Origin of the sequence: Oceanidesulfovibrio marinus (assembly GCF_013085545.1) — a bacterium.
Taxonomy (GTDB): domain Bacteria; phylum Desulfobacterota; class Desulfovibrionia; order Desulfovibrionales; family Desulfovibrionaceae; genus Oceanidesulfovibrio; species Oceanidesulfovibrio marinus.
Genome location: NZ_CP039543.1, coordinates 1106886 through 1126229 on the forward strand (window position 1 = coordinate 1106886; position 19344 = coordinate 1126229).

Below are 19344 nucleotides of genomic sequence, written 5' to 3' on the forward strand. Positions count from 1 at the left end.
AGCGCCCTTTTGGATGACACACATGACCCGTTCGTTCCAACGCCTCGCCGCCCTGGCGCTTATTACCGCATCTATCCTTGTATGCGCGCACGGCACGGCCGTTGCGCAGAGCTTTCGCGTGCTCGTCTCCACCGACCACCGCCAGCTCCGCTCCATGATGCTGGACGTCACGGGCTACTCGACATCCCCAAGAGGCAGCGAGGAGACGTTGCGGCAGGAGGCACTGGACGACGCCTGCCGCCGCGCTCTGGAGATCGCCCGCAAGGATTTGCAGGGCAAGATCGACTCGCGCCATCTCAAGATGCACCTCGCCTTTCTCGGCGAACCGGAGGTCGCCCCTATGCAGGGGCCGAGCGCCGGGAACAAAGCGCCTTCAGCCGGGCAGATCGCCCGCACCGCTGTCTTCATCCACAGCGCAGAGAAAATGGAGATTCCCCGCCACACCGGCGGCGACGCCGTGCCTGCCTACGCCCTCTCCGTAACGGCGGAGGTGGTTTACGTGCTGCAGCCCACGGACGCGGATGAAAACCATCTGCAGAAGCCGCCGCCCCTGCCCATGGCCCAGCCGGGCCAGTCACCCTCGCGCCTGAAGGGCGAGGCCGGGCAGAAGATACGCGAGGAGGCCGAGGAGAGCATGGCCAAGCAGCTCCTGGAGGCGATCACCAGCGGCGGCGCGGATGAATCCGGCATTGACGGCTCGGATATGGCCCTACCGGGATACGGCGGAAGAGGACAGAATGGTTCCGGAAATGCGCCATGATACCTTATTTTTCCCGCCGTACGCTCTCGACGCGCAAGACAGCAGAGTGATATTCCACACCATGACCGCGGAGGACAGGAACCACCCGGATATCCCGGGCAACACACCCGCCGCGCGCAGGATGAACCGCTCATGAAAATCGCACTCCTCCAGATGGATCTCGTTGTCGGCGACCTTGCCGGCAACCGGCAGAAGATAACCAATCGCGTTCTCGAGGCCGCCGACAACGGCGCCGACCTCTGCGTCACATCGGAGCTGGCCATCTGCGGCTACCCGCCGCGCGACCTGCTGCTTCAGGAAGGATTCGTGGAGCGCTGCCTGGAAACAGTGCAGTCCCTCGCGGCCGAGCTGGCCGGTGCGCCGCCTGTTCTGGTGGGCTGTCCCTCTGTGCGGGAAGCGCATACCGGCAAGCCCCTGTCCAACTCCGCGGCCCTGTGCCGCGGCGGGACGATCGAGGCCATGTTCCACAAGAGCCTGCTGCCCACCTACGATGTTTTTGACGAGCGCCGCTACTTCGAGTCCTCGCCCCAGGCGGACCGCTTTCAGTGCAACGGCCGCACCGTGGGCGTGACCATCTGCGAGGATATCTGGAACGACCCGGACTTCTGGCCGCACCCCCTGTACGCCGAGGACCCCATCAAGGCATTCGAGGCCAAGAGCGCCGACTACCTGGTAAACCTCTCCGCTTCGCCGTTCTCCATAGGCAAGCAGGTCTTCCGGCAAAAGATGGTCGCCTGCCTGGCGCGCAAGTACGACACGCCCATCATTTTCTCCAACCAGGTGGGCGGCAACGACGACCTCGTCTTCGATGGCCGCAGCTTTGCCGTGGCCGCAGACGGCGGCCTCCTCGCCCGGGCCCCCGGCTTCCGGGAGGCCATCCTCTATGTGGACCCGGACGCCGCGGCCTCCCCGGATATCCCGGAAGCCGACATGTGCCGCGAGGCCGAGGTGTGGGAAGCGCTACGCCTGGGCCTGGTTGACTACACGGCCAAGTGCGGCTTCTCCTCCGTGCTGCTGGGCCTGTCCGGCGGTATCGACTCCTCCGTGACCGCGGCCGTAGCCGTGGACGCCCTGGGCCCTGAAAACGTGTTCGGCGTGCTCATGCCCTCGCCCTACACCAGCCGCGCCAGCATCGAAGACGCCGAGCTCCTGGCCGAAAGCCTGGGCATCGAAACCGCAACCCTGCCCATCGAGCCGCTTATGCAGGCATTCGACTCTTCCCTGACCCCGGCCCTGGGCGAGGAAAAGGGCAAGCTTACCAGAGAGAACATCCAGGCGCGCATCCGCGGCAACCTGCTCATGGCCGTGTCCAACGAGCGCCGCGCCATGCTCATGTCCACGGGCAACAAGTCCGAGCTCTCCGTGGGCTATTGCACCATCTACGGCGACATGAACGGTGGCCTCAACGTGCTTTCCGACGTGCCCAAGACCCTGGTCTTCAGCCTGGCCCGCTGGCTCAACCAGACCCGCGGCAAGGAGGTCATCCCGGAGCGGGTGATTACCAAGCCGCCGTCGGCCGAGCTCTCGCCCAACCAGAAGGATCAGGACTCCCTGCCGCCGTACGACCAGCTCGACCGGATACTGGAGCGCTACGTGGAGCTGCGCCAGTCCGTGGAGACCATCGCGTCCCATGGCAAGGAGGAAGGGTACGACCTGGAGACCGTGGAACGGGTGGCCCGGCTGGTGAAGATCGCGGAGTTCAAACGCCGGCAGGCTGCGCCCGGCATCAAGATTACGGACCGCGCATTCGGCACGGGCTGGCGCATGCCGCTGGCCGCCAAATGGTAGACGATCTGGCGGCGCTGACTGCGGAAGGGATCTTCCATCCATAGACCGCGGCCCCGACTTCTGCCATCAGCAGGCAGTACGCCGGAGCCGCGGGTTCGGACCTTGTTGTATCCTTCCTGCCCCGCTGTCACCGCCGCTTTCTGGTCCATTGAATGTACCCGAAAATGGTCGCCAGGACGACGGCCCCTCCCAGCAGCGTGGCTGACGTCGGTGCTTCCCGGAAAATAATGAACGCCCATATCGGGGCGAATATCGTACTGCTCAACGTGATCAATGCCGCTTCCGCAGCAGGAATGTAGCGGACCGAGACACCGTTCAGTACGCGACCGATCGGCGCCGAGAGCAGCCCCATAGCCCCCATGATCAGCCAGGTCGACAGGGTGTAGCTGGAGGGCTGCGCCGGGAAGAACATGATCAAGGCCATGAAGAAACCTGCAAGGCCGACGACTGCCATCCGGCTGACCTCCGGGTAGCGTCGCAGAAGGGCTCCGTTCAGTCCGAGAAAGATCACGGTGAGGAGCGCGAGAGCGTCTCCCAGAAGGTGCGGCGACTCTAGGGAACCGGACACGACGATGCCCATGCCGATGATCACGCCCACAATTGCCGCCAGCAGCGCCGGGGACGTCTTCTCCCTGAGGTAAAGCCATGAGAACGCAGCGGTGGTCACGGGCCTTCCGCTCATGATGATCATGGTATTGCTGACATCCGTGTGCTTGACGCTGAGGACGAATGTCGATGCGCTGCCGACAATGAGCAGGCTGGAGATGATGAGCGGCCAGCCGCTCTGCTTCATAACGCGTATGAGCCCTCGTTGATCCGTGACCTGGATAACCGAGGACATGGAAATGGCTGTGAACAGACCAAACAGGAACGCCGTATCAAACCCGCCTGTCCCTGAAAAACGAATGAATACCGGGTCGAAGCTGATGAGCAGGCTGCCCACCAGCGCCGCCAACACCCCTTTCTCTATCGAACTTTTTGGCATCAAAGCGCCAAGCTGTGCTACTGTCATGTCGATCTCCTTGTTACTGAATCATACTCTGAAGTATGATCTAAGGAGGCGCGTGTTCTTGTCAAGATAAAAAATACCGACTAGTATGATTATTGAATCAACCAGGGAGGCCCAGACAATGAAAATGGATAAGAAACGGGAGCTTAAGCGAGCCACCATACTCCAGGCCGCTTTGGAAACATTTTTGCACGATGGATATCTTGGGGCAGGAATGGACACGATCGCCAACAGGGCCGGTGTCACCAAGCAGACGGTATACCGCTACTTCGAGTCCAAGGAGGTCTTGTTCCAGGCGGCGTTGGAGGCCCAGCGCGAGGCGTCGGGCCGTCTCTTTCTAGATGAGCTGCAAGGAGAGGATACCCGTGAAGCCTTGCGGCGTTTCGCCATCGGCTTTCTGGAAGTCCATATGTCGGAAGAGCATCTGGCTGGCGTTCGCCTCCTGCTTGCAGAAGGGCCGAGCGCGCCGGAGATAACCCGCGTTCATTTTGCCCTGGGCCCGGCAAGAACCGCTACCGCACTTGCCGAGTTTCTGAAGGAGCGCTTCCATGTCGACGATCCGGAGTACGCGGTCAAGATGCTGCTGAGCACGTTGCTGTCCATGCGCATGAGCGTGCTAGTTGGGCTGCAGCCGACTCCGACGCATGGGGAGATAGTCAGCCATGCGGAAAGAACCGTTGATCTTTACATGCGCCTGATGCGTTGACACACGCTCAAGCCGCAAAGCATTCCGCCAGCTTTCACACCTCCGCCACCTCGGCCACCAGGGGCAGGTGATCCGAGGCTTTCCTGGCCAGCGCAGAGCGGTGCGCATGCGCGTTCCGCAGCCGCAGGTCCGGGGTCGCGCCCATACGGTCCAGCGGCAGCAGCGGAAACCTCGCCGGAAAGGTCCTGCCGCTCTTCGGCGCGCCCAGATCGCGCGCCATCCGCCTGGCCGTGCGGCTCAGCGGGTTCCACTCGTTGAAGTCGCCCAGCACCACTGTGCGCTCGCTTCCCCACTTTTCCACCAGCTCCACTAGCCGCCGCACCTGCCCTTCCCGCTCGGCAAAGCCCAGACCGACATGCACCGTGGCCACGCGCAGCCAGTGCTCTTCCGTTCCCAACACGGCGCTCACCACCTCCCGCGGCTCGCGTCCGGGCAACGAGAGGTCCTGCGCCGTCACGTCGCGCGGCAGCTCCCGCATCAGCAGAGCGTTGCAGCACGGGCTCCTGCCCGTGGCCATGTTGATGCCGGTTATGGCGTGATGCCCGGTGAGAGCGGCGAGATCGGCCAGCACCGAACGCGGGTCGCCGAACTGTGCATTCAGCGGGCAGTCGCGCAGGCAGATAACCTCCTGCAGGCCCACCACATGGGCGTCGAGCTCGCGGATGACTGCAGCTGTGCGCTCCAGGTTCCATGCACCGCTCGCATCGCGAAAGCCGTGGACGTTGTAGCTGGCCACGCGCATGGGAAAGACAACGTCCTGATGCCCGCCATCGTGTTCCCCGGAGATCACCGGCCCTGCTCTTCGCGCCTTGCGCCATGGGCTCTGGCGGATTCTTCACCACTATCGCCGTTGCTGTAGCGATTGCGCAGATAGCGCACGAACAGGATGAATGCGCCGATCACGGCCAACGGAATGAGGATGCGCCACCAAGTGGGATTCATGAAGGCCCGGACGATGCTGCCGGAAAAGACGGTGAGCGCGATGACGCCGGGCAGCATGCCCAGGCAGGTGCCCACCATGTAGTCCCAAAAACCGATGTGCGAGGCCCCGGCCACCATGTTCACCACGCTGTACGGCGCCAGGGGCAGGTTGCGCACCACGGCCATGGTCAGGATGCCGCTCCGGGCCAGCCGCCGGCTCAGCTCGTTGATGCTGCGGCCGGCGAACTTGCGGACGAAGTTCCTGCCCAGGGCCTGGCCGATGCCGTACGTGATCGCCGCGTTGGCCAGGCATCCGGCCAGGGAGTATATGGCCGCCAGATACGGTGGAAAGACGAGCCCGGTGGCGACCACGAGCACCGTGACCGGCGCGATGACGACCCCGGCCGCGCTGTAGACCGCCACAATAACCGGCAGCGCCCATATTTTGCCGCTGAGCTGCGCGCCCCACTGCGCCAGGGCGTCTGGAGAAAAGTCCTGGCCCAGGCCGGTGAACTTCCAGAGTACGACGCCGCCCACGATCAGCAGCGCCAAGGCGATGGCCTTGAAGATCAGCCCCTTGAACTTCTTGGTATCGCTGGTGCGCTGTTCCGCCAGGAAGATTTCGAAGAGCCGGCCGAGGTCCACCGGCTGCTCCGGGTCGACCAGCCGCTCCTCGCCGTTCAGGAGCTCCATGGACCGGAGCTCATCCTCGTCGATCACCACGGGCTCCAGGCTGTAGCCGTTGTCGCCCAGGTTTTCCACCAGCGCCGTGAAGGACGGGTTTTCGGACCAAAAGGCCTGCACGGCCTCCACGGACATGCCCAGATACTCGCGCAGCAGCGAGGCGCGGAACTCGGCGATGCACTGGCGCACGTCGTCTTTGTTGTGCGCTTCGACCGCGTCGATAGCCAGATTGAGCTCCGTATCCATGCCCATGGAGCGGTTCGCGAGGTTGGCCGACCCCATGGTCACCAGCTCGTCGTCCGCAATCATCAGCTTGGCGTGGATATAGGTGCGCAGCCCTTTCGGGCACGCCGGGTAGCGGATCAGCAGCTTGCTGTCCACATCCGCCTCCCGCAGATCCTGCAGTATCTTGGCGCGCAGGGCGTCCATGGAATTGCGCGCAAGCCAGCTGCCGGACTTCTCCGGCATCACGATCAGTATCTCCGGGCACTCCTTCTCCTGCAACCGCTCCGCCAGCGCCTTTTTCACGATGTGGGAGCTGAGGTACTGGTTCTCGATGTACAGATGGCGCTTTGCGCGACGGATGGTTTCCAGAATCATGGACTCCACCTCGCGCACCTCGGGCAACTCTTTGTGCCTGGGCTCGGTTCGGGCAAGGTGCACATTCACGTCACGGCAGAGGGGTGTCACACTCCGCGGCCAGGGATCGTACGCCGATTCGCGCACCTCGTCCGGAACCTGCTCCAGCTCAACACCTGTTGCCCGGAGCCAGCGCGTGCGGAAGTAGCCGCCCAACGCCTTTCCGGCCCCGCCGTCCAGCACGGAGTGCACGTCGTGATAGGGGTTGAAGGGCTCGCCCTGCGGGTCCACCCGTTCCGGATCTTCGGGATTGTGCTGCGGCCGGTCCCAACGCCGTACGGCCAGGTCCATGCCGCCCAGAAAGGCCAGCTTGTCGTCGACGACCACGAACTTCTGGTGGTGCGAGGCACCAAAGGGGTGATCCCCGTCGGCGTGGTAGTGCACGCGCTCATGCCGCTTCCAGCCCAGGGAGATGATCGGGGCTGGCTCCCGCTCAGCGGCGAAGAGCAGGGAAAAGTTCCAGACCAGCAGGTAGATGTTCAGTCCGGGATGGCTCATGGCCACCTCGTCCAGAAACGTGCCCAGACGCAGGGGCTGGTCCGTGTCCCTGCCTATGAGCGCCACGCGGCTGTCCACGTCCCAGCCGGCGATATAGACCGAGTGACGCGCCTGGCGCACAGCCTCCACAAACGCAGGGAAGTATTGGGCGCCGTCCTGCAGAAACGAAAGCCGCCCGCATTGTACCGTGGTCCAGTACGAATCCGGGTTCATTCCTTCACGCCCTGATGAGAGTCAGCCTTGAGCTCCCGCACGCTTTCCCGATACCCTTCCTTCACATCCAGCGCGCCTTGTTTGGCAACGCGTTCGGTGACGCCGGCGGCCCTGGCCGACTGGTAGTGCCCGGAGACGCCGGTGGCGAAAAGCAGCAGAAGACAACAGACAAAGATGCGAAGCTTCATGAACAATCCTTATGGTGATATTGACGCGCCGAATAAACACGGCGGATGTGTGAACGGTCCATCAGACAATTATATACGGAACTCGCGCGCCGGAGGCAAGTTCGCCTCCCGATGTCCCGCCTTCCGGCCCTTCAAATGCTGCGTCACGGGTTCAATGACGATTTGGCAACGCAACCGCTAGCCTCTTCCTAATTCTCTGCACAACGTTTACAGTTCCACCCCATGCGCGCTCAACAATTCCATCGTCTCGCACTGCTCCTCGCGCTCGTATGGCTGGCCGGAGCATCCGGCTGCGCACTGCTCACACCGCTGCCGGCGTCATCGACCACGGATGAACGCATCGCCGCCTTTCCCACGGACAACCTGCCGCTGGAGAAGCCGGCCACGATTCGCTGGAACGCCTATCAGATACCGTATGTGGAAGCGGCCACGGACGACGACGCCGCGTTCCTGCTGGGCATGGTGCACGCTCACCTGCGGCTGGCCCAGCTTGAGATCGGTAAGCGGCTTTCCCAGGGCCGCATGTCCGAGCTGGGCGGCCCATCCCTGGATGGCCTGGACCGGGCGCTGCGGACCATCGACTATGGCTACGCCGCACGCGACATGTACGACGCCATGCCCCCGGAAACCAAGCGCTGGCTGTCCAGATTTGTGGACGGCATCAACTATTACAAGAAGCGGTTGAACCCACACGAGTACCCGCACGAGCTGAGCCTGCTGGCCATGAAAACCGAGCCCTGGACCGTGCTCGACGTGCTCACCCTGGGCCGCCTTGCTTCCACGGACGTGAACTGGATATCCTACTACTCGCTGCTCGCCATTCCGGACAAGGCGGAGCGCGACAAGGTCCGGCAGTATCTCGTGGATGTGGGCTTGGCCGGGGCCGTGAGCTTCGCCGCAGACGACGACGGCGTGGAAGCCACGGAGGTCATTCTCTCCAACGCCAAGCCCGGCTCCAACTCCGTGGCCGTAAGCGGCAAGCACACCAAGACCGGCGCTGCGCTCATGGCCAATGATCCCCACCTGGGCCTGCTGCTGCCCAACTTCTGGCTCATTGCCGGGCTGGACTGCCCGTCCCTGCACGCCGTGGGGCTCATGCCGCCGGGGCTGCCTGTTTTCGCCATCGGCCGCAACGAGCACATTGCCTGGGGCGGCACCAACATGCGCGCCCTGTCCAGCGACCTGGTGGACGTTGGCTCCCTGCCGGATGCGGTGTTTGTGAAGGAGCGCAGCACGCTGGGCACGCGCTTCTGGGTGGACGACGAGTTCACCATCCGCCGCTCCCCTTACGGCCCGGTGATCACCGATGTGGACGAGGTGCCGTCTGCCGGCGGGCGGACGCTGGCCCTGCGCTGGATGGGTCACCGCCCCAGCGACGAGGTGACCGCCTTTCTGGATGTGGCACGCGCGTCGAATTGGGAGGAGTTCCACGACGCCTTCAAAACATTCGCTGTGCCGGCGCAGAACATGCTCTACGCCGACGACGCCGGGAACATCGGCTTGGTGCTGGCAGCGCATCTGCCCGAACGGCCGGCGTGGCACGCCTCCAAGCTCATCCTCACGCCGGACGAGGCCGACGAGGCGTGGTCCACGATTTTAGACTCCTCGGAGCTGCCCACATCCTACAATCCGGACGAGGGGTTCCTGGCCTCGGCCAACAACCGGCCCACGCAGACAAGCTATCAGATCGGCTACTTTTTCCCGCCGGACCTGCGCATCCGTCGGCTCAAGGAGCTGCTCTCGGCGCGCGAGACACACGACGTGGAAAGCATGGTCGCCTTGCAGCGTGACGTCTACTCCATCGAGTCGCACACGCTCGCGCAACGCCTTGCGCAGATCAACGAGGAGGCGGACTTTTCCGCTGCGCCGCGCTCCGGCGCGCTCTGGGACGCCATCACCCATTGGAACGGCCGCTACGATGCCGACTCCACCGCCGCCTTTGTCTTCGAATCGTTCCTGGTGGAGTTCGCGCCGCGGCTCTCCCAGGCCGCCGGCGAGGCCGACGTCTTCGAAGAAATCAAGGGCTCCGCCCATCTGCGCGGCTTTCTGCTCAAGCTTCTGGAGCGCACCGACCCGGCCACGGTACGCGCCCTCATTGCCGAATCCCTTGAAGCCGTCGCAGCCACCGGCACGGACGGCACGGCCTGGGGCGACGTCCACCGCATCGAGGCGCGGCACATGCTCGCCAGCGTGCCCGTCATCGGCTCGCGCTACGTGTTCGGCGACTACCCGGCCGGCGGCTCCCAGGAAACCGTGATGAAACGCGCCCACCCGCTGACCGTGGAACGCCACCGCACCACCTACGGCTCCCAGGCGCGGCACATCTCCGACCTCTCCGACCCGGACGCCAACTACTTCGTGCTCTTCGGCGGCGAGGACGGCTGGATCAACAGCGCCAACTTCACCGACCAGATCCCACTCTGGCGCAGCAGCACCTACATCCGCATGTCGCTCAGCAAAAAAGGACGCACCACCGAGTTCCCCCTGGCGATTTCCCTGCAACCCGGCGGATAACTATTCCAAGGGGCGCTGCCCCTTGAACCCCGCAAGGGAGCTAAGCTCCCTTGACCCATAGTTGGGGTTCGGGAACAGTGTTCCCCTTGCATGCCAGCATGCTCAGCATGAAAAAGGATGGATGGCTACTGGCCGGGCATTTCCAGCCCGTTGGCGACGGGGAATGTGATGACGAAGCAGGCGCCCTCCCCGTCCATGCGCACGGCCTGGATGGAGCCGCCGTAGTCTTTGACGATGCCGTAGGAGATGGAGAGGCCGAGGCCGGTGCCCTTGCCCACGTCCTTGGTGGTGAAGAACGGCTCGAAGAGCTTGGCGCGAATGGCGTCCGGGATGCCACTGCCCGTATCGCACAACTTGATGACCACCTCCTTGTCCGTGGACGCAGTGGTGATGGTGATGCGCTTTTCCAGGTTCTCGGGCTTTTCCTTTTTCCAGCGATCCTCGATGGCGTCGCGCGCATTGATGAGCAGATTGATGATGACCTGCTCCAGCCGGTTGGAGTCCGCCATGATGAACGGCAGGGGTTCCTGCAACTGCCACTCCACGGCGATGTTGCGCACGTTGAGCTGCTGGCTGAAGAAGTCGAAGGCGCGCTGGAGCACGCTGTTGATGTTGACCGGCATGGTTTTGAGGTCGGACTTGCGGCCGAACTCGCGCATGTGGTCGATGATCTTGCTGGCGCGGTCCACATGGGTGCTCACACCCTCGGCGATCTCCTCCAGCATTGTTTCATCCATCTCCTGATGGCGGCTGACGCGGCGCGAGAGCAGGTTGCTGATGGTCTTGAGAATCGCCAGGGGCTGGTTGAGCTCATGGGCCACGCCGGTGGCCATCTCGCCCAGGGTGGTCATCTTGCTGGCCTGGATGAGCTGCTGCTCGGCCTCCAGCTTCTTGGTGATGTCCGCGCAGGAGGCGATGAGCACCTTCTGGTCCAGGAACTCGGCCGGCGAGATGCGGATGGTGACGTAGATGGCGCGGCCGCTTTTGGTGATGTGCGAGCATTGGTCGATCTCGCGTTTCACCTTGAGTATCTCGCGCCAGTCGTCGCGCTCCTCCTTGCGGAAGAACATGAGGAACGACCTGCCGATGAACTCCTCGTTGGCGTAGCCGTAGCTCGTGGTGGCGGAATCGTTGCAATCCAGGATGTCCAGGGTGTCGGCGTCCAGCACGAACAGCGCGTTGGGCGTGGACTCGAAGATGGCCTGGTAGCGCTCCTCGGACGCGGCCAGCTTTTCCTCCAGCTCCTTGCGGCGGGTGATGTCTATCATCATCTCCATGGCCGCGACCACCTCGCCTTCCTTGTTGCGAATGGGCGAGGTGTAGACGATCCAGTGGATGGGATGGCCATCCTTGGACACGCCGCTCTCCTCGCTGGCGTGGGGCAGGCCGTCCTGGAAGGTCCTGTCTACGGGGCAGACGGGGCAACGCTCCATGCGGCCCTTGTTCATCAGGAAGCAGTGCTTGCCGCGGGAGCGGCCAAAGTGCTCGCGGTAGGCGCGGTTGTGGCGAATGACGCGGAAGTCGCGGTCCACCACGCTGACCAGGCACGGCACGTTCTGGAAGAGGTCGCGATACTCCTCGCGCTGATCCACCAGGGCGCGGTGCTTCTCGCTCACCGTGCGGCCCATCATGTTGAAGGAGTCGGCCAGCACGCCTATCTCGTCCACCTGCTTCATGTTTATTTCATTGAAGAAGTTCCCGACTCCCACGTTTCTGGTGGCGCGGATGAGCTTGCGGATAGGCATGAAAATGGCGCGGTAGGAGTAGACGAACAGCGCGGCAAAGGTGGCGATGAAAACGATGATGGAGATGATCAGGTTGTTGCGCTCGAAGTCCACAACCATGGCGCTCTTGGACTTGGTGCTGACCTCTATGTCTAGCAGGCCCAGCAGGCGTTCATCCTCGGAGTGTACATGGCACGGGCCGCCGATGCAGCCCGGCGTGTTGGGGATGGGCGTCATGATGCCCACGATCTCGGTGCCGTTGACCTCGCGGATGCGGCTGCGTTCGTCCAGGCCCATGGTTGCCGGCGGCGGGTCGTACTGGTGGCAGGTCCAGCAGGACGGGGAGTGCATGTCCACCACGTTGTCCACCTCGGCCTTGTTGTTGGAGAAGACGATGCGGCCCTGCTTGTTGTAGATGCGTATGCCCTTGATCTCCTCCTGCTTGCCGATGTTGTGGATGATCTCCTTGATGTCGTTCTCGGAGTCCAGCATCATGGCGTAGTGGAGCCCCAGCAGGATAGTATCCGAGAGCATGGCAATGTCCGACTTGACGTTCTTGAGGACGTTCGCCTTGAAGAACAGGACGTTGAAGCCAATCCAGAGGACGACGCAGAGGAGCAGCACCAGGCCGCCGGAGAAGAGCATCTTGAGGGTGAGGCTGCGCCTGATCATGTTGATGAGGGGCATGACCTCACTCCAGGGTACGGACGATTGGGCACGGAAGTGCGAAGGGGTACGGACCGGGATGCGGCGAAAAGGCCGCGCGGGATCATTCTTTCTCGGTCGGAGCCGGGCACAGACGCGCGTCCTTCACGAGATCGGCCAGGGTGTACGAGTCCAGCATCCTGTACATGGCCTGATGGGCGTCGTCCCAGATGGACCGCCGCAGACAGACTGCCGCGCGGTTGCAGGTGGCCGGATCGCCGCTGCAGTCGAGCACGCGGTCTTCCTCGCCTTCCAGAATCCGCGCCACGGCGCCGATGGAAATCTCCTCCGGCGTCTTGGTCAGGATATTGCCGCCGTTGGGACCGCGCTTGCCCTTGAGGTACCCGGCCTCGTTCAGAGTCTTGATCATCTTTTCGAGGTACTTGAGGGAGATGCCCTCGCGCCGGGCCGTATCCTTGCTGGGGACGGGGCCCGTGTCCGAGTGCAGGGCGATATCCAGCAGCAAGCGCGTGCCGTATCTGCTTCGTGTGGTCAGCTTCATGAACCGTGCTCTTTGAAGAAAAAATCCATGCGGTGTCGGCCGGGCGTAAAACCCGCCGGTGAGTCGTGTGTAGTCCGTATGCAATGGCGATGCAAGTGGTCAACATTACGCGATTATGTGGACCATATAGGTCTGAAATACACGATTACTCACACTCACCCGGCTGCGACGGCGCTTGCCTGGCCGAATCCGGGAGACGCCTGGGCATGGTTATGATGAAGCTGGTTCCCTTGTCCGGCTCGGAATCCACGTTGATGGAGCCGCCATGGTGCTCGATGGTCTGGTTGGAGATAAACAGGCCCAGGCCGGTGCCCTTCCTGCCCTTGGACGAGAAGAACAGGGTGAATATCTTCTCCCGGGTCTCGCGGTCCATGCCCATGCCGTTGTCTTCCACGACAATCTCCACGGCCGGGCCTTTGGATGCGGCGCGCAGAGCCACGCGCGGGGAACCGTTACGACGCGCCGCGCAGGCGTCCACGGCGTTCTCCAGAAAGTTGACCAGGGCGGCGGAGAAGGCGCTGCTGTCCACCTCCATGGTCTCCAGGCCGTCCCCGAACACGCACTCGTAGGCAATGCCGGCGCCCTCGGCCCGGTCGCGAACGATGTCGGCCACGCCGGTCAGGAACTCCTTCACGTCCACCACCTCGGCCTCCAGGGCGCGGCTTTTGGCGTAGTACAGGATGTCCAGGATCATCTTCTTGATCCGGACGATCATGGTCTTCACCGTTTCCATGGCCTGGGCGATCTTCTCCGGGTCCTCCTTGCGCATGCCGGACTCCAGACGGTAGATGCCGCCGTCCAGGGCGGTAAGCATGCCCTTGACGCCGTGGGACATGGAGCCGAGCATGATGCCCAGGGAGGTAAGGTGGTCCTGCAGCCGGCGAATCTCGGTGATGTCCGTGGACATCTCCATGACTTGGGTGATGGCGCCAAAGGCGTTGCGGATGGGCGCGGACCAGACGAGAATATTCTTGTTTTCGCCGGCGGCCGTGGTCACCACGGTTTCCATCTGGTGGCTCTCGCCGTCCTCCAGAGTCTTGGTAACCAGGCACTCGTGGCACGGCGCACCGCAGTACTGGTGCACTTCATCGCAGTGGCGGCCCTCGGCGTCGGGAAAGTCCTCTTTGAAGCGGCGATTGACCTCGGCGATGGTCAGGTCCGGGTTCTGCACGGAGATATAGCACGGCGCCTCGTCAAAGAGCCGCTGGAACTTGAGCTGGGTTGTGAGCAGCTCTTCCTTGAGCCGCGCCAGCTCGGTCATGTCCACGGAGATTTCGAGCACGAGGTCGAGCTCGCCCTCGGTGTTGTGGATGGGCGCCGTGTAGACGGACACGGGAATGCGCTCGCCGATCTCGCTGACCAGGATCTCCTTGCTGCGCTGGCCCTTGCCCGTGGCAAAGGTCTTGCGCACCGGGCAGTCCACGCACTCGGCGCCGCGGCCCTCGAAGATGGAGTAGCTCTTCTCGCCGATGAAGTGACCGAGCCGCTCCTTGAACAGGGCGTTGGCGGCCACGATCTCCTGATTCCTGTTGTGAACCGAGACAAGGCAGGGAAGCTCGTTGAACAGACCGGACTCGCTCTCCACCTCGTTGGCCACGTTGGTCAGGGCGGAGCTCAGCCCTTCCATCACGCGCGACGCGGCCGTCTGCCGCTCCAGGTCTACGATGCGCTGGGTTTTCTCCTCCACCAGCCGTTCGAGGTTCTCGGTGTACTCGCGAAGCTGTTGCTTCATGCCAATCTTCTCGATCAGCCGCTCCAGCGAAATTTCCAGAACGTCGTTATTGATGGGCTTGGTGATGAAGTCCGCGGCGTCGTGCTTGAGCGCCTCGATGGCCAGCTCCAGATCGCCGTGGCCGGAGATGATGACGACCTCCGTGTCCGGAGAGATTGTCTTGACCTGCTGCAACAGCTCAATGCCGTCCATGACCGGCATCTTGATGTCCGTGAGAATGATTGACGGCCTGAACGAATCGAAGAGCTCGAGCGCTTCCCGGCCGTTGGCCGCCGTGGCGACCTCATAGCCCATGTCTTCGAGCGACAATCCCAGAAAACGACGGATTCCCTCTTCATCGTCAACGAGCATCAGCTTTTTGACGTCCATGCTTCCTCTCAGATCCGGGGCCGTAGTGCGGCTCCCGTCGTCTCTATGGCGCGTTGCTGCTCATCGTCTCCAGCCCACGCCGGGTACGGCTGGGCGCGGTCTGGTTCATTCGCCTATGGTGTCACGCACAATCTGTATGACTTCCGCCGGGTCGAACGGTTTCTTAATGGTGGCCACGGCCCGCTTGATGGCCAGGTGGATGCCGGAAAGCCCGCTGATGACGATAACCGGGAGGCTCTCGAACTCCTCGGTTTGCGTCAGCTTTCTGTAGAACCGCGGGCCCCACTCGTTGGGCATCTCCAGGTCCAACGTGATGAGGTCCGGCTTTTCGGCCAGGGCCACATCGTAGGCCGTGACGCCGTCCGAAGCGCGGCAGGTGCAGTATCCGTGGTCTTCAAAGACGTTGACGAGGTAATCCACGATTGCTTCGTCGTCATCGACCACCATGATCTTCTTGGGCATGCGCCCTCCCCTTTGCATTAGAGTTCAGATGGCTCAACGCAAACCATGCAAAGAGCGTGTACTGTACCTGTGCGCTTTTTCAAGTTCCAAATGTGGGTAATCCGCGCCGCCGGCGTCGACGGCGCGGACACACAACCCTGCAAATCGTTCGTTACCCTATGGTATCCTTGACGATCTTCATCAGCTCAGCCGGATCGAAGGGCTTGGACAAGCTTGCAACCGCTTTGGGAATAGCGTATTTGTTCGCGCTGAGCCCGCTGATGACGATCACCGGAATCCTTTTAAGGTCCTGGTTTTGTGACAGTTTCCGGTAAAAGCGGGGGCCCCATTCCTCTGGCATTTCCAAATCCAGAGTAATGAGGTCCGGGTTCTCCTTGACAACCACATCATCCGCAACGGCGCCATCGTCCGCAGTGACGACCTCGTACCCGTTGTCGGTGAAGAGTTCAGTCAGATAGGAGCGGATTTCCTGGTCATCATCAATGATCAGAATCTTTTTGGACATTGTGCCCTCCTATTTCGTGACTAGGATTCAACCCTAGTCCCTTGACGTTGCCGCAATCAGCCGCCGCCACGGCTGATTGCGGTATTTTTTTGCTACTTCCGTATATTTCCGCAAACCAGATGCAAGGAAGCATTCGCCAGGAAGCGAGCTATGCTACCTTGTCCGGCTTGTTCACGCTGACCACGGGACAGCTGGCGCGCAGGATGACCTGCTCCACGGTGGAGCCCAGGCGGGCGTCGTCCGTGGAGATCTCGCGCGTGTGGTGCGCCATGACTATGAGATCGGCCATGCGCTCGCGTGCGAGCTTGACGATCTCCATGTAGGGCACGCCTTCCCACGCCTCGATGTCGATCTTGCCGAAGTCGCCGGCCTGGGCGGCGTACAGTCCGCGCATGCGGTTGCGCGCCTCGATGAGCCGGTCCTCGATCTCGTTCTGGGCCAGCACCTTGCCGCCCACGTCCAGGGCGTGGAACAGCGTAAGATCGCAGTCGCACTCCTTGGCCATGTTCAGCGCGTAGTTGAAGGCGTGCATGGCCTGCTTGGAGAAGTCCGTGCAGAACAGGATGTTGCTGAAGCCGCCGCGGTAGGCTGCGGTCTCGCGGTGCACGGTCATCACCGGGCACTTGGCGGACTTGGCCACCTTCTGCAGGGTGCTGCCGGTGTAGCCCTTGTAGTCGATGTGGTCCGCGCTGCCGGAGCTTGCACCCATGATGATCAGGTCCACATCCTCGCTACGCGCGGCGCGCAGAATCTCGCGCTGCGGCACGCCGGTGGTGAGGATGAAACGGACCTTGCCGGCGTCCGCATCCTCGATCTGCTTGGCGTAGGTGTTCTTCAGCTCGTCCTCCACCCAGCTCATGTAGTCTTCGTCCACCTGGACCTCGTCGCCGGTGCGGACATCCTTCACAATCTGGGAGTACGCCTTGGTCGGCAGGCCGACCACGTGGAAGACGATGATCTCGGCGCCGTACCGTTTGGCCATCTGGAAGGCCACGCGGGCGGCTCCGAAGCTCGCCGGCGAGCCCGTGGTGGCCAGCAGAATTTTCTTGGACATGTAGTACCTCGCAAATGCTGAGGGTTCTTGCGTCTGGTTCGGCTTGCGCCCTACTCTTCCGGCTTCAGATGATCCGGCACCACCATCATCTCGATGATCAGCGGCTTGAGGAAGCTCCAACGGATGCCGATCTTGTACTCTTCCTCCAGGTCGCGGATGGCGTCCCAGCAGTTGTGGCACGGCGCGATGACCAGCTTGGCGCCGGTGGCCTTGATCTGCTGCAGCTTCTTGAGCAGAGCCACGTTGCGCTGGGGCCGGTACTTGCCGATGCCGTTGAACCCGCCACCGCCGCCGCAGCAGTAGTTGTACTCCTTGTTGGGAGCCATCTCGCGGAAGTAGCCGGGCTCGACGATGTACTCAATGATCTTGCGAGTGACGTTCTTGAGCCCCTGGTTGCGCACGTAGTTGCAGGAGTCCTGCAGGGTGACGGGCTCCTTGATGCGCTTCTCCGGGTCGATCTTGATCTTGCCGGTCTCCAGGGCTTCCAGCAGCCACTCCACGTAGTGCATGTAGGGCACCGGGGGTTGGCCGTCCTCGCGACCCACCCAGTACGGTCCTTCGATGACCGTGGCGCGGTGGGCGTGACCGCATTCCGTGCCGATGGCGCGCTTGGGCTTCAGGCGCTCCAGGGCGGCGTAGACGTTGGCCACGTTGTCCTTGCAGCATTCCCAGTCGCCGGCGAACATGGACAGGGAGGTCTGCTCCCAGCCCTCGGAGGGCACAGTCCAGTTCTCACCGGCCACATGGAAGAGGATCGCGGCCTCGGCGATATCTTCCGGGTAGTGCTTGGGCTCGCGGGCGTTGCAGGTGTACATGATGTCCGCGCCTTCCTTGTCGATGGGAATCTCCAGGCCCGGCCATTCCTCTTCGTTCTCCTCGGCCATCCACTCGCAGGTCTCGGTCCAGTCCTCGGTGGTCACATCCATCTGCGCGCGGTACACGCGGTGCATGCCGGAGCCGATCTTCAGCTCCCACGGCACGAAGCCCTGCGAGTACAAGAGGCCGCGCAGGTAGGAGAACATCACGCCCATGTCGATGCCGTGGGGGCAGAACTGGCCGCAGCGGTTGCAGCAGGTGCACCAGCTCCAGGCCACGTCCATGCAGTGGCGCATGAACTCGTTGCTGACCTTGCCCTTCTTCTTGATGATCTCGCCCAGGGTGGACTGGATCTTGTAGGAAGGTACCTGCTCCGGCTTGCGGCCGTTGACCTGGTACAGAAAGCAGCTCTCGGCGCAGAGGCCGCAATGAGCGCAGATGTCCAGCCAGGTTTTGGTGCGCGATTTCAGGGTCTTCTGGATGGCGCCCCAGAGCTTGTCCGAGTCCACCTCCAGCTCTTCCATCTCCGCATAGTATTGCTTGCCGCCCTTATCGTTGAGGACCAGCTTGAGCTGCTCCTCCGTGGTGATGGGCTGCCTATTGCAAAGCGTTCCTTCAGGCATTGTGCTTCTCCATATCTTTGAAGCTGTAGAATCGTAATATGCGGCCCGCCGCTACCACGACATGCTCGTGCCCTTCATGCCGCCGCGCTTGATGCCATAGTCCATGCCCAGCTGCATGCGGGACATGAAGAAGAGCACCACGTGGGAGAGCTTGGTGAAAGGCAGCGCCAGCAGCCAGATCTCACCGGTGAGGATGTGCAGGCAGAGCCAGAAGTCGTAGCTGCCCAACTCGTAGCGGGCGATGAGGCCCGTTACGAACGGCGCCACCGAGATGACGATGAGCAGGTAGTCGTAGGCCGTGGTCAGGATGCGCACCTCGGGGAAGGCGATGCGCCTGAGGGCCATGAACACGCCGCCCACGACCACAGTCCAGGCCAGCACGTCGGCCACGACGGCCGGCAGGCCCGGCAGACGAATGCCCAGGCTCTGCTCCAGCATCGCGTTATGCGCTTCCAGGAAGATCGGCGTGACCAGCAGGCCGATGTGGAAGGCGAAGAACAGAATGGTGAACAGGGGCCGCGACCGCCAGCTGTGGGCTTTGAACGGAATCAGGAAGGCCACAATGGAACGGACGCCGTGCTTCAGGCCATGGCCCAGGAAGGGGCGGTAGGCCACGCGGTCCAGCTTCCAGTCCAGGCCTCGGATGTACATCACCACCCGCACGGCAAGACCGACAAAGGTGACGATGAAGACCACCCAAAGCAGGGGACCTGTCAGAAGATCATACATGGTGCATCTCCTCGTGCGGGCTTAATCGTGTTTGTGCTTGTACTGCTCGAATTCGTCCTCGGTGTTGTCCTTGCCACCCATGAGGAACTGCCAGAAGAGCGCCGCCGCGATGAGGATACCCCCCATGATCAGGTAGACGTTGCCCTTGGTATACGTCAGGAAGTCTTGTAATGTATGGAATTCCATATCGAAAAGCTCCTTGG

At 62.4% G+C, this 19344-nt stretch carries 17 protein-coding genes; 4 read left to right on the top strand and 13 right to left on the bottom strand.

Annotation, left to right across the window (positions count from 1 at the left end):
* Positions 1-22: 22 nt before the first annotated feature.
* Both E8L03_RS04960 and E8L03_RS04965 read left to right on the top strand, forming a co-directional pair.
* A complete protein-coding gene (locus E8L03_RS04960) occupies positions 23-760 on the top strand; it encodes a hypothetical protein (protein ID WP_144234762.1) in 738 nt (245 codons plus the stop codon).
* Positions 761-892: 132 nt separating this feature from the next.
* Positions 893-2548: an NAD+ synthase gene (locus E8L03_RS04965; protein WP_171266723.1), complete on the top strand. Its 1656-nt coding sequence runs from the start codon at positions 893-895 to the stop codon at positions 2546-2548.
* A 127-nt stretch (positions 2549-2675) separates the two neighbouring features.
* On the opposite strand, the gene E8L03_RS04970 is transcribed toward E8L03_RS04965, so the two are convergent.
* Positions 2676-3560 carry a DMT family transporter gene (locus E8L03_RS04970; RefSeq protein WP_171266724.1) on the bottom strand — a complete coding sequence of 295 codons (885 nt, stop codon included), beginning with the start codon at positions 3558-3560 and terminating at the stop codon, positions 2676-2678.
* Between the two features lie 118 nt (positions 3561-3678).
* On the opposite strand from E8L03_RS04970, the gene E8L03_RS04975 reads away from it, so the two are divergent.
* A complete protein-coding gene (locus E8L03_RS04975; protein WP_144234765.1) occupies positions 3679-4263 on the top strand; it encodes a TetR/AcrR family transcriptional regulator in 585 nt (194 codons plus the stop codon).
* Between the two features lie 34 nt (positions 4264-4297).
* Here E8L03_RS04975 and E8L03_RS04980 read toward each other — a convergent pair whose 3' ends face one another.
* Genes E8L03_RS04980 through E8L03_RS04990 form a run of 3 tightly spaced genes read right to left on the bottom strand, consistent with a single transcriptional unit; the run spans position 4298 to position 7406 of the window.
* On the bottom strand, positions 4298-5053 hold the full coding sequence (locus E8L03_RS04980; protein ID WP_144234766.1) for an endonuclease/exonuclease/phosphatase family protein: 756 nt from the start codon (positions 5051-5053) through the stop codon (positions 4298-4300).
* Complete coding sequence (locus E8L03_RS04985) at positions 5050-7218, bottom strand: VTT domain-containing protein (protein ID WP_171266725.1); 2169 nt, start codon at positions 7216-7218, stop codon at positions 5050-5052. The genes E8L03_RS04980 and E8L03_RS04985 overlap by 4 nt, the downstream gene beginning before the upstream one ends.
* Entirely contained in the window at positions 7215-7406 is a 192-nt protein-coding gene (locus E8L03_RS04990) for a hypothetical protein (RefSeq protein WP_171266726.1), read from the bottom strand. Before E8L03_RS04990 ends, E8L03_RS04985 begins: the two co-directional genes overlap by 4 nt.
* A gap of 222 nt (positions 7407-7628) precedes the next feature.
* On the opposite strand from E8L03_RS04990, the gene E8L03_RS04995 reads away from it, so the two are divergent.
* Positions 7629-9920 (top strand): penicillin acylase family protein, encoded by a 2292-nt coding sequence (locus tag E8L03_RS04995; RefSeq protein WP_171266727.1) that lies wholly within the window; start codon positions 7629-7631, stop codon positions 9918-9920.
* A 125-nt stretch (positions 9921-10045) separates the two neighbouring features.
* On the opposite strand, the gene E8L03_RS05000 is transcribed toward E8L03_RS04995, so the two are convergent.
* From E8L03_RS05000 to hmcD, 9 genes are all read right to left on the bottom strand, one after another.
* Positions 10046-12331: a PAS domain S-box protein gene (locus tag E8L03_RS05000; RefSeq protein WP_171266728.1), complete on the bottom strand. Its 2286-nt coding sequence runs from the start codon at positions 12329-12331 to the stop codon at positions 10046-10048.
* 82 nt (positions 12332-12413) lie between these two features.
* The gene (locus tag E8L03_RS05005; protein ID WP_144234771.1) at positions 12414-12851 is read right to left on the bottom strand and encodes an RrF2 family transcriptional regulator; all 438 of its coding nucleotides are present in this window, start codon (positions 12849-12851) and stop codon (positions 12414-12416) included.
* 145 nt (positions 12852-12996) lie between these two features.
* Positions 12997-14952 (bottom strand): response regulator, encoded by a 1956-nt coding sequence (locus E8L03_RS05010; RefSeq protein WP_171266729.1) that lies wholly within the window; start codon positions 14950-14952, stop codon positions 12997-12999.
* A 105-nt stretch (positions 14953-15057) separates the two neighbouring features.
* Positions 15058-15414 carry a DVU0259 family response regulator domain-containing protein gene (gene divK / locus E8L03_RS05015; RefSeq protein WP_144234773.1) on the bottom strand — a complete coding sequence of 119 codons (357 nt, stop codon included), beginning with the start codon at positions 15412-15414 and terminating at the stop codon, positions 15058-15060.
* 151 nt (positions 15415-15565) lie between these two features.
* Entirely contained in the window at positions 15566-15919 is a 354-nt protein-coding gene (divK, locus tag E8L03_RS05020; RefSeq protein ID WP_144234774.1) for a DVU0259 family response regulator domain-containing protein, read from the bottom strand.
* A 148-nt stretch (positions 15920-16067) separates the two neighbouring features.
* On the bottom strand, positions 16068-16973 hold the full coding sequence (locus tag E8L03_RS05025) for a universal stress protein (protein WP_171266730.1): 906 nt from the start codon (positions 16971-16973) through the stop codon (positions 16068-16070).
* 50 nt (positions 16974-17023) lie between these two features.
* Positions 17024-18412 carry a sulfate respiration complex iron-sulfur protein HmcF gene (gene hmcF, locus E8L03_RS05030; RefSeq protein ID WP_144234776.1) on the bottom strand — a complete coding sequence of 463 codons (1389 nt, stop codon included), beginning with the start codon at positions 18410-18412 and terminating at the stop codon, positions 17024-17026.
* Between the two features lie 51 nt (positions 18413-18463).
* Entirely contained in the window at positions 18464-19141 is a 678-nt protein-coding gene (gene hmcE / locus E8L03_RS05035) for a sulfate respiration complex protein HmcE (RefSeq protein ID WP_144234777.1), read from the bottom strand.
* A 21-nt stretch (positions 19142-19162) separates the two neighbouring features.
* The gene (gene hmcD / locus E8L03_RS05040; protein ID WP_144234778.1) at positions 19163-19327 is read right to left on the bottom strand and encodes a sulfate respiration complex protein HmcD; all 165 of its coding nucleotides are present in this window, start codon (positions 19325-19327) and stop codon (positions 19163-19165) included.
* Positions 19328-19344: the final 17 nt, after the last annotated feature.

Excerpts from the sequence above, each read along its gene's own strand:
- E8L03_RS04960 (WP_144234762.1), top strand. The coding sequence starts at position 23 with ATGACCCGTTCGTTCCAACGCCTCGCCGCCCTGGCGCTTATTACCGCA.
- E8L03_RS04965 (WP_171266723.1), top strand. The coding sequence starts at position 893 with ATGAAAATCGCACTCCTCCAGATGGATCTCGTTGTCGGCGACCTTGCC.
- E8L03_RS04970 (WP_171266724.1), bottom strand. The coding sequence starts at position 3,560 with ATGACAGTAGCACAGCTTGGCGCTTTGATGCCAAAAAGTTCGATAGAG.
- E8L03_RS04975 (WP_144234765.1), top strand. The coding sequence starts at position 3,679 with ATGAAAATGGATAAGAAACGGGAGCTTAAGCGAGCCACCATACTCCAG.
- E8L03_RS04985 (WP_171266725.1), bottom strand. The coding sequence starts at position 7,218 with ATGAACCCGGATTCGTACTGGACCACGGTACAATGCGGGCGGCTTTCG.
- E8L03_RS04990 (WP_171266726.1), bottom strand. The coding sequence starts at position 7,406 with ATGAAGCTTCGCATCTTTGTCTGTTGTCTTCTGCTGCTTTTCGCCACC.
- E8L03_RS04995 (WP_171266727.1), top strand. The coding sequence starts at position 7,629 with ATGCGCGCTCAACAATTCCATCGTCTCGCACTGCTCCTCGCGCTCGTA.
- E8L03_RS05000 (WP_171266728.1), bottom strand. The coding sequence starts at position 12,331 with ATGCCCCTCATCAACATGATCAGGCGCAGCCTCACCCTCAAGATGCTC.
- E8L03_RS05005 (WP_144234771.1), bottom strand. The coding sequence starts at position 12,851 with ATGAAGCTGACCACACGAAGCAGATACGGCACGCGCTTGCTGCTGGAT.
- E8L03_RS05010 (WP_171266729.1), bottom strand. The coding sequence starts at position 14,952 with ATGGACGTCAAAAAGCTGATGCTCGTTGACGATGAAGAGGGAATCCGT.
- divK (WP_144234773.1), bottom strand. The coding sequence starts at position 15,414 with ATGCCCAAGAAGATCATGGTGGTCGATGACGACGAAGCAATCGTGGAT.
- divK (WP_144234774.1), bottom strand. The coding sequence starts at position 15,919 with ATGTCCAAAAAGATTCTGATCATTGATGATGACCAGGAAATCCGCTCC.
- E8L03_RS05025 (WP_171266730.1), bottom strand. The coding sequence starts at position 16,973 with ATGTCCAAGAAAATTCTGCTGGCCACCACGGGCTCGCCGGCGAGCTTC.
- hmcF (WP_144234776.1), bottom strand. The coding sequence starts at position 18,412 with ATGCCTGAAGGAACGCTTTGCAATAGGCAGCCCATCACCACGGAGGAG.
- hmcE (WP_144234777.1), bottom strand. The coding sequence starts at position 19,141 with ATGTATGATCTTCTGACAGGTCCCCTGCTTTGGGTGGTCTTCATCGTC.
- hmcD (WP_144234778.1), bottom strand. The coding sequence starts at position 19,327 with ATGGAATTCCATACATTACAAGACTTCCTGACGTATACCAAGGGCAAC.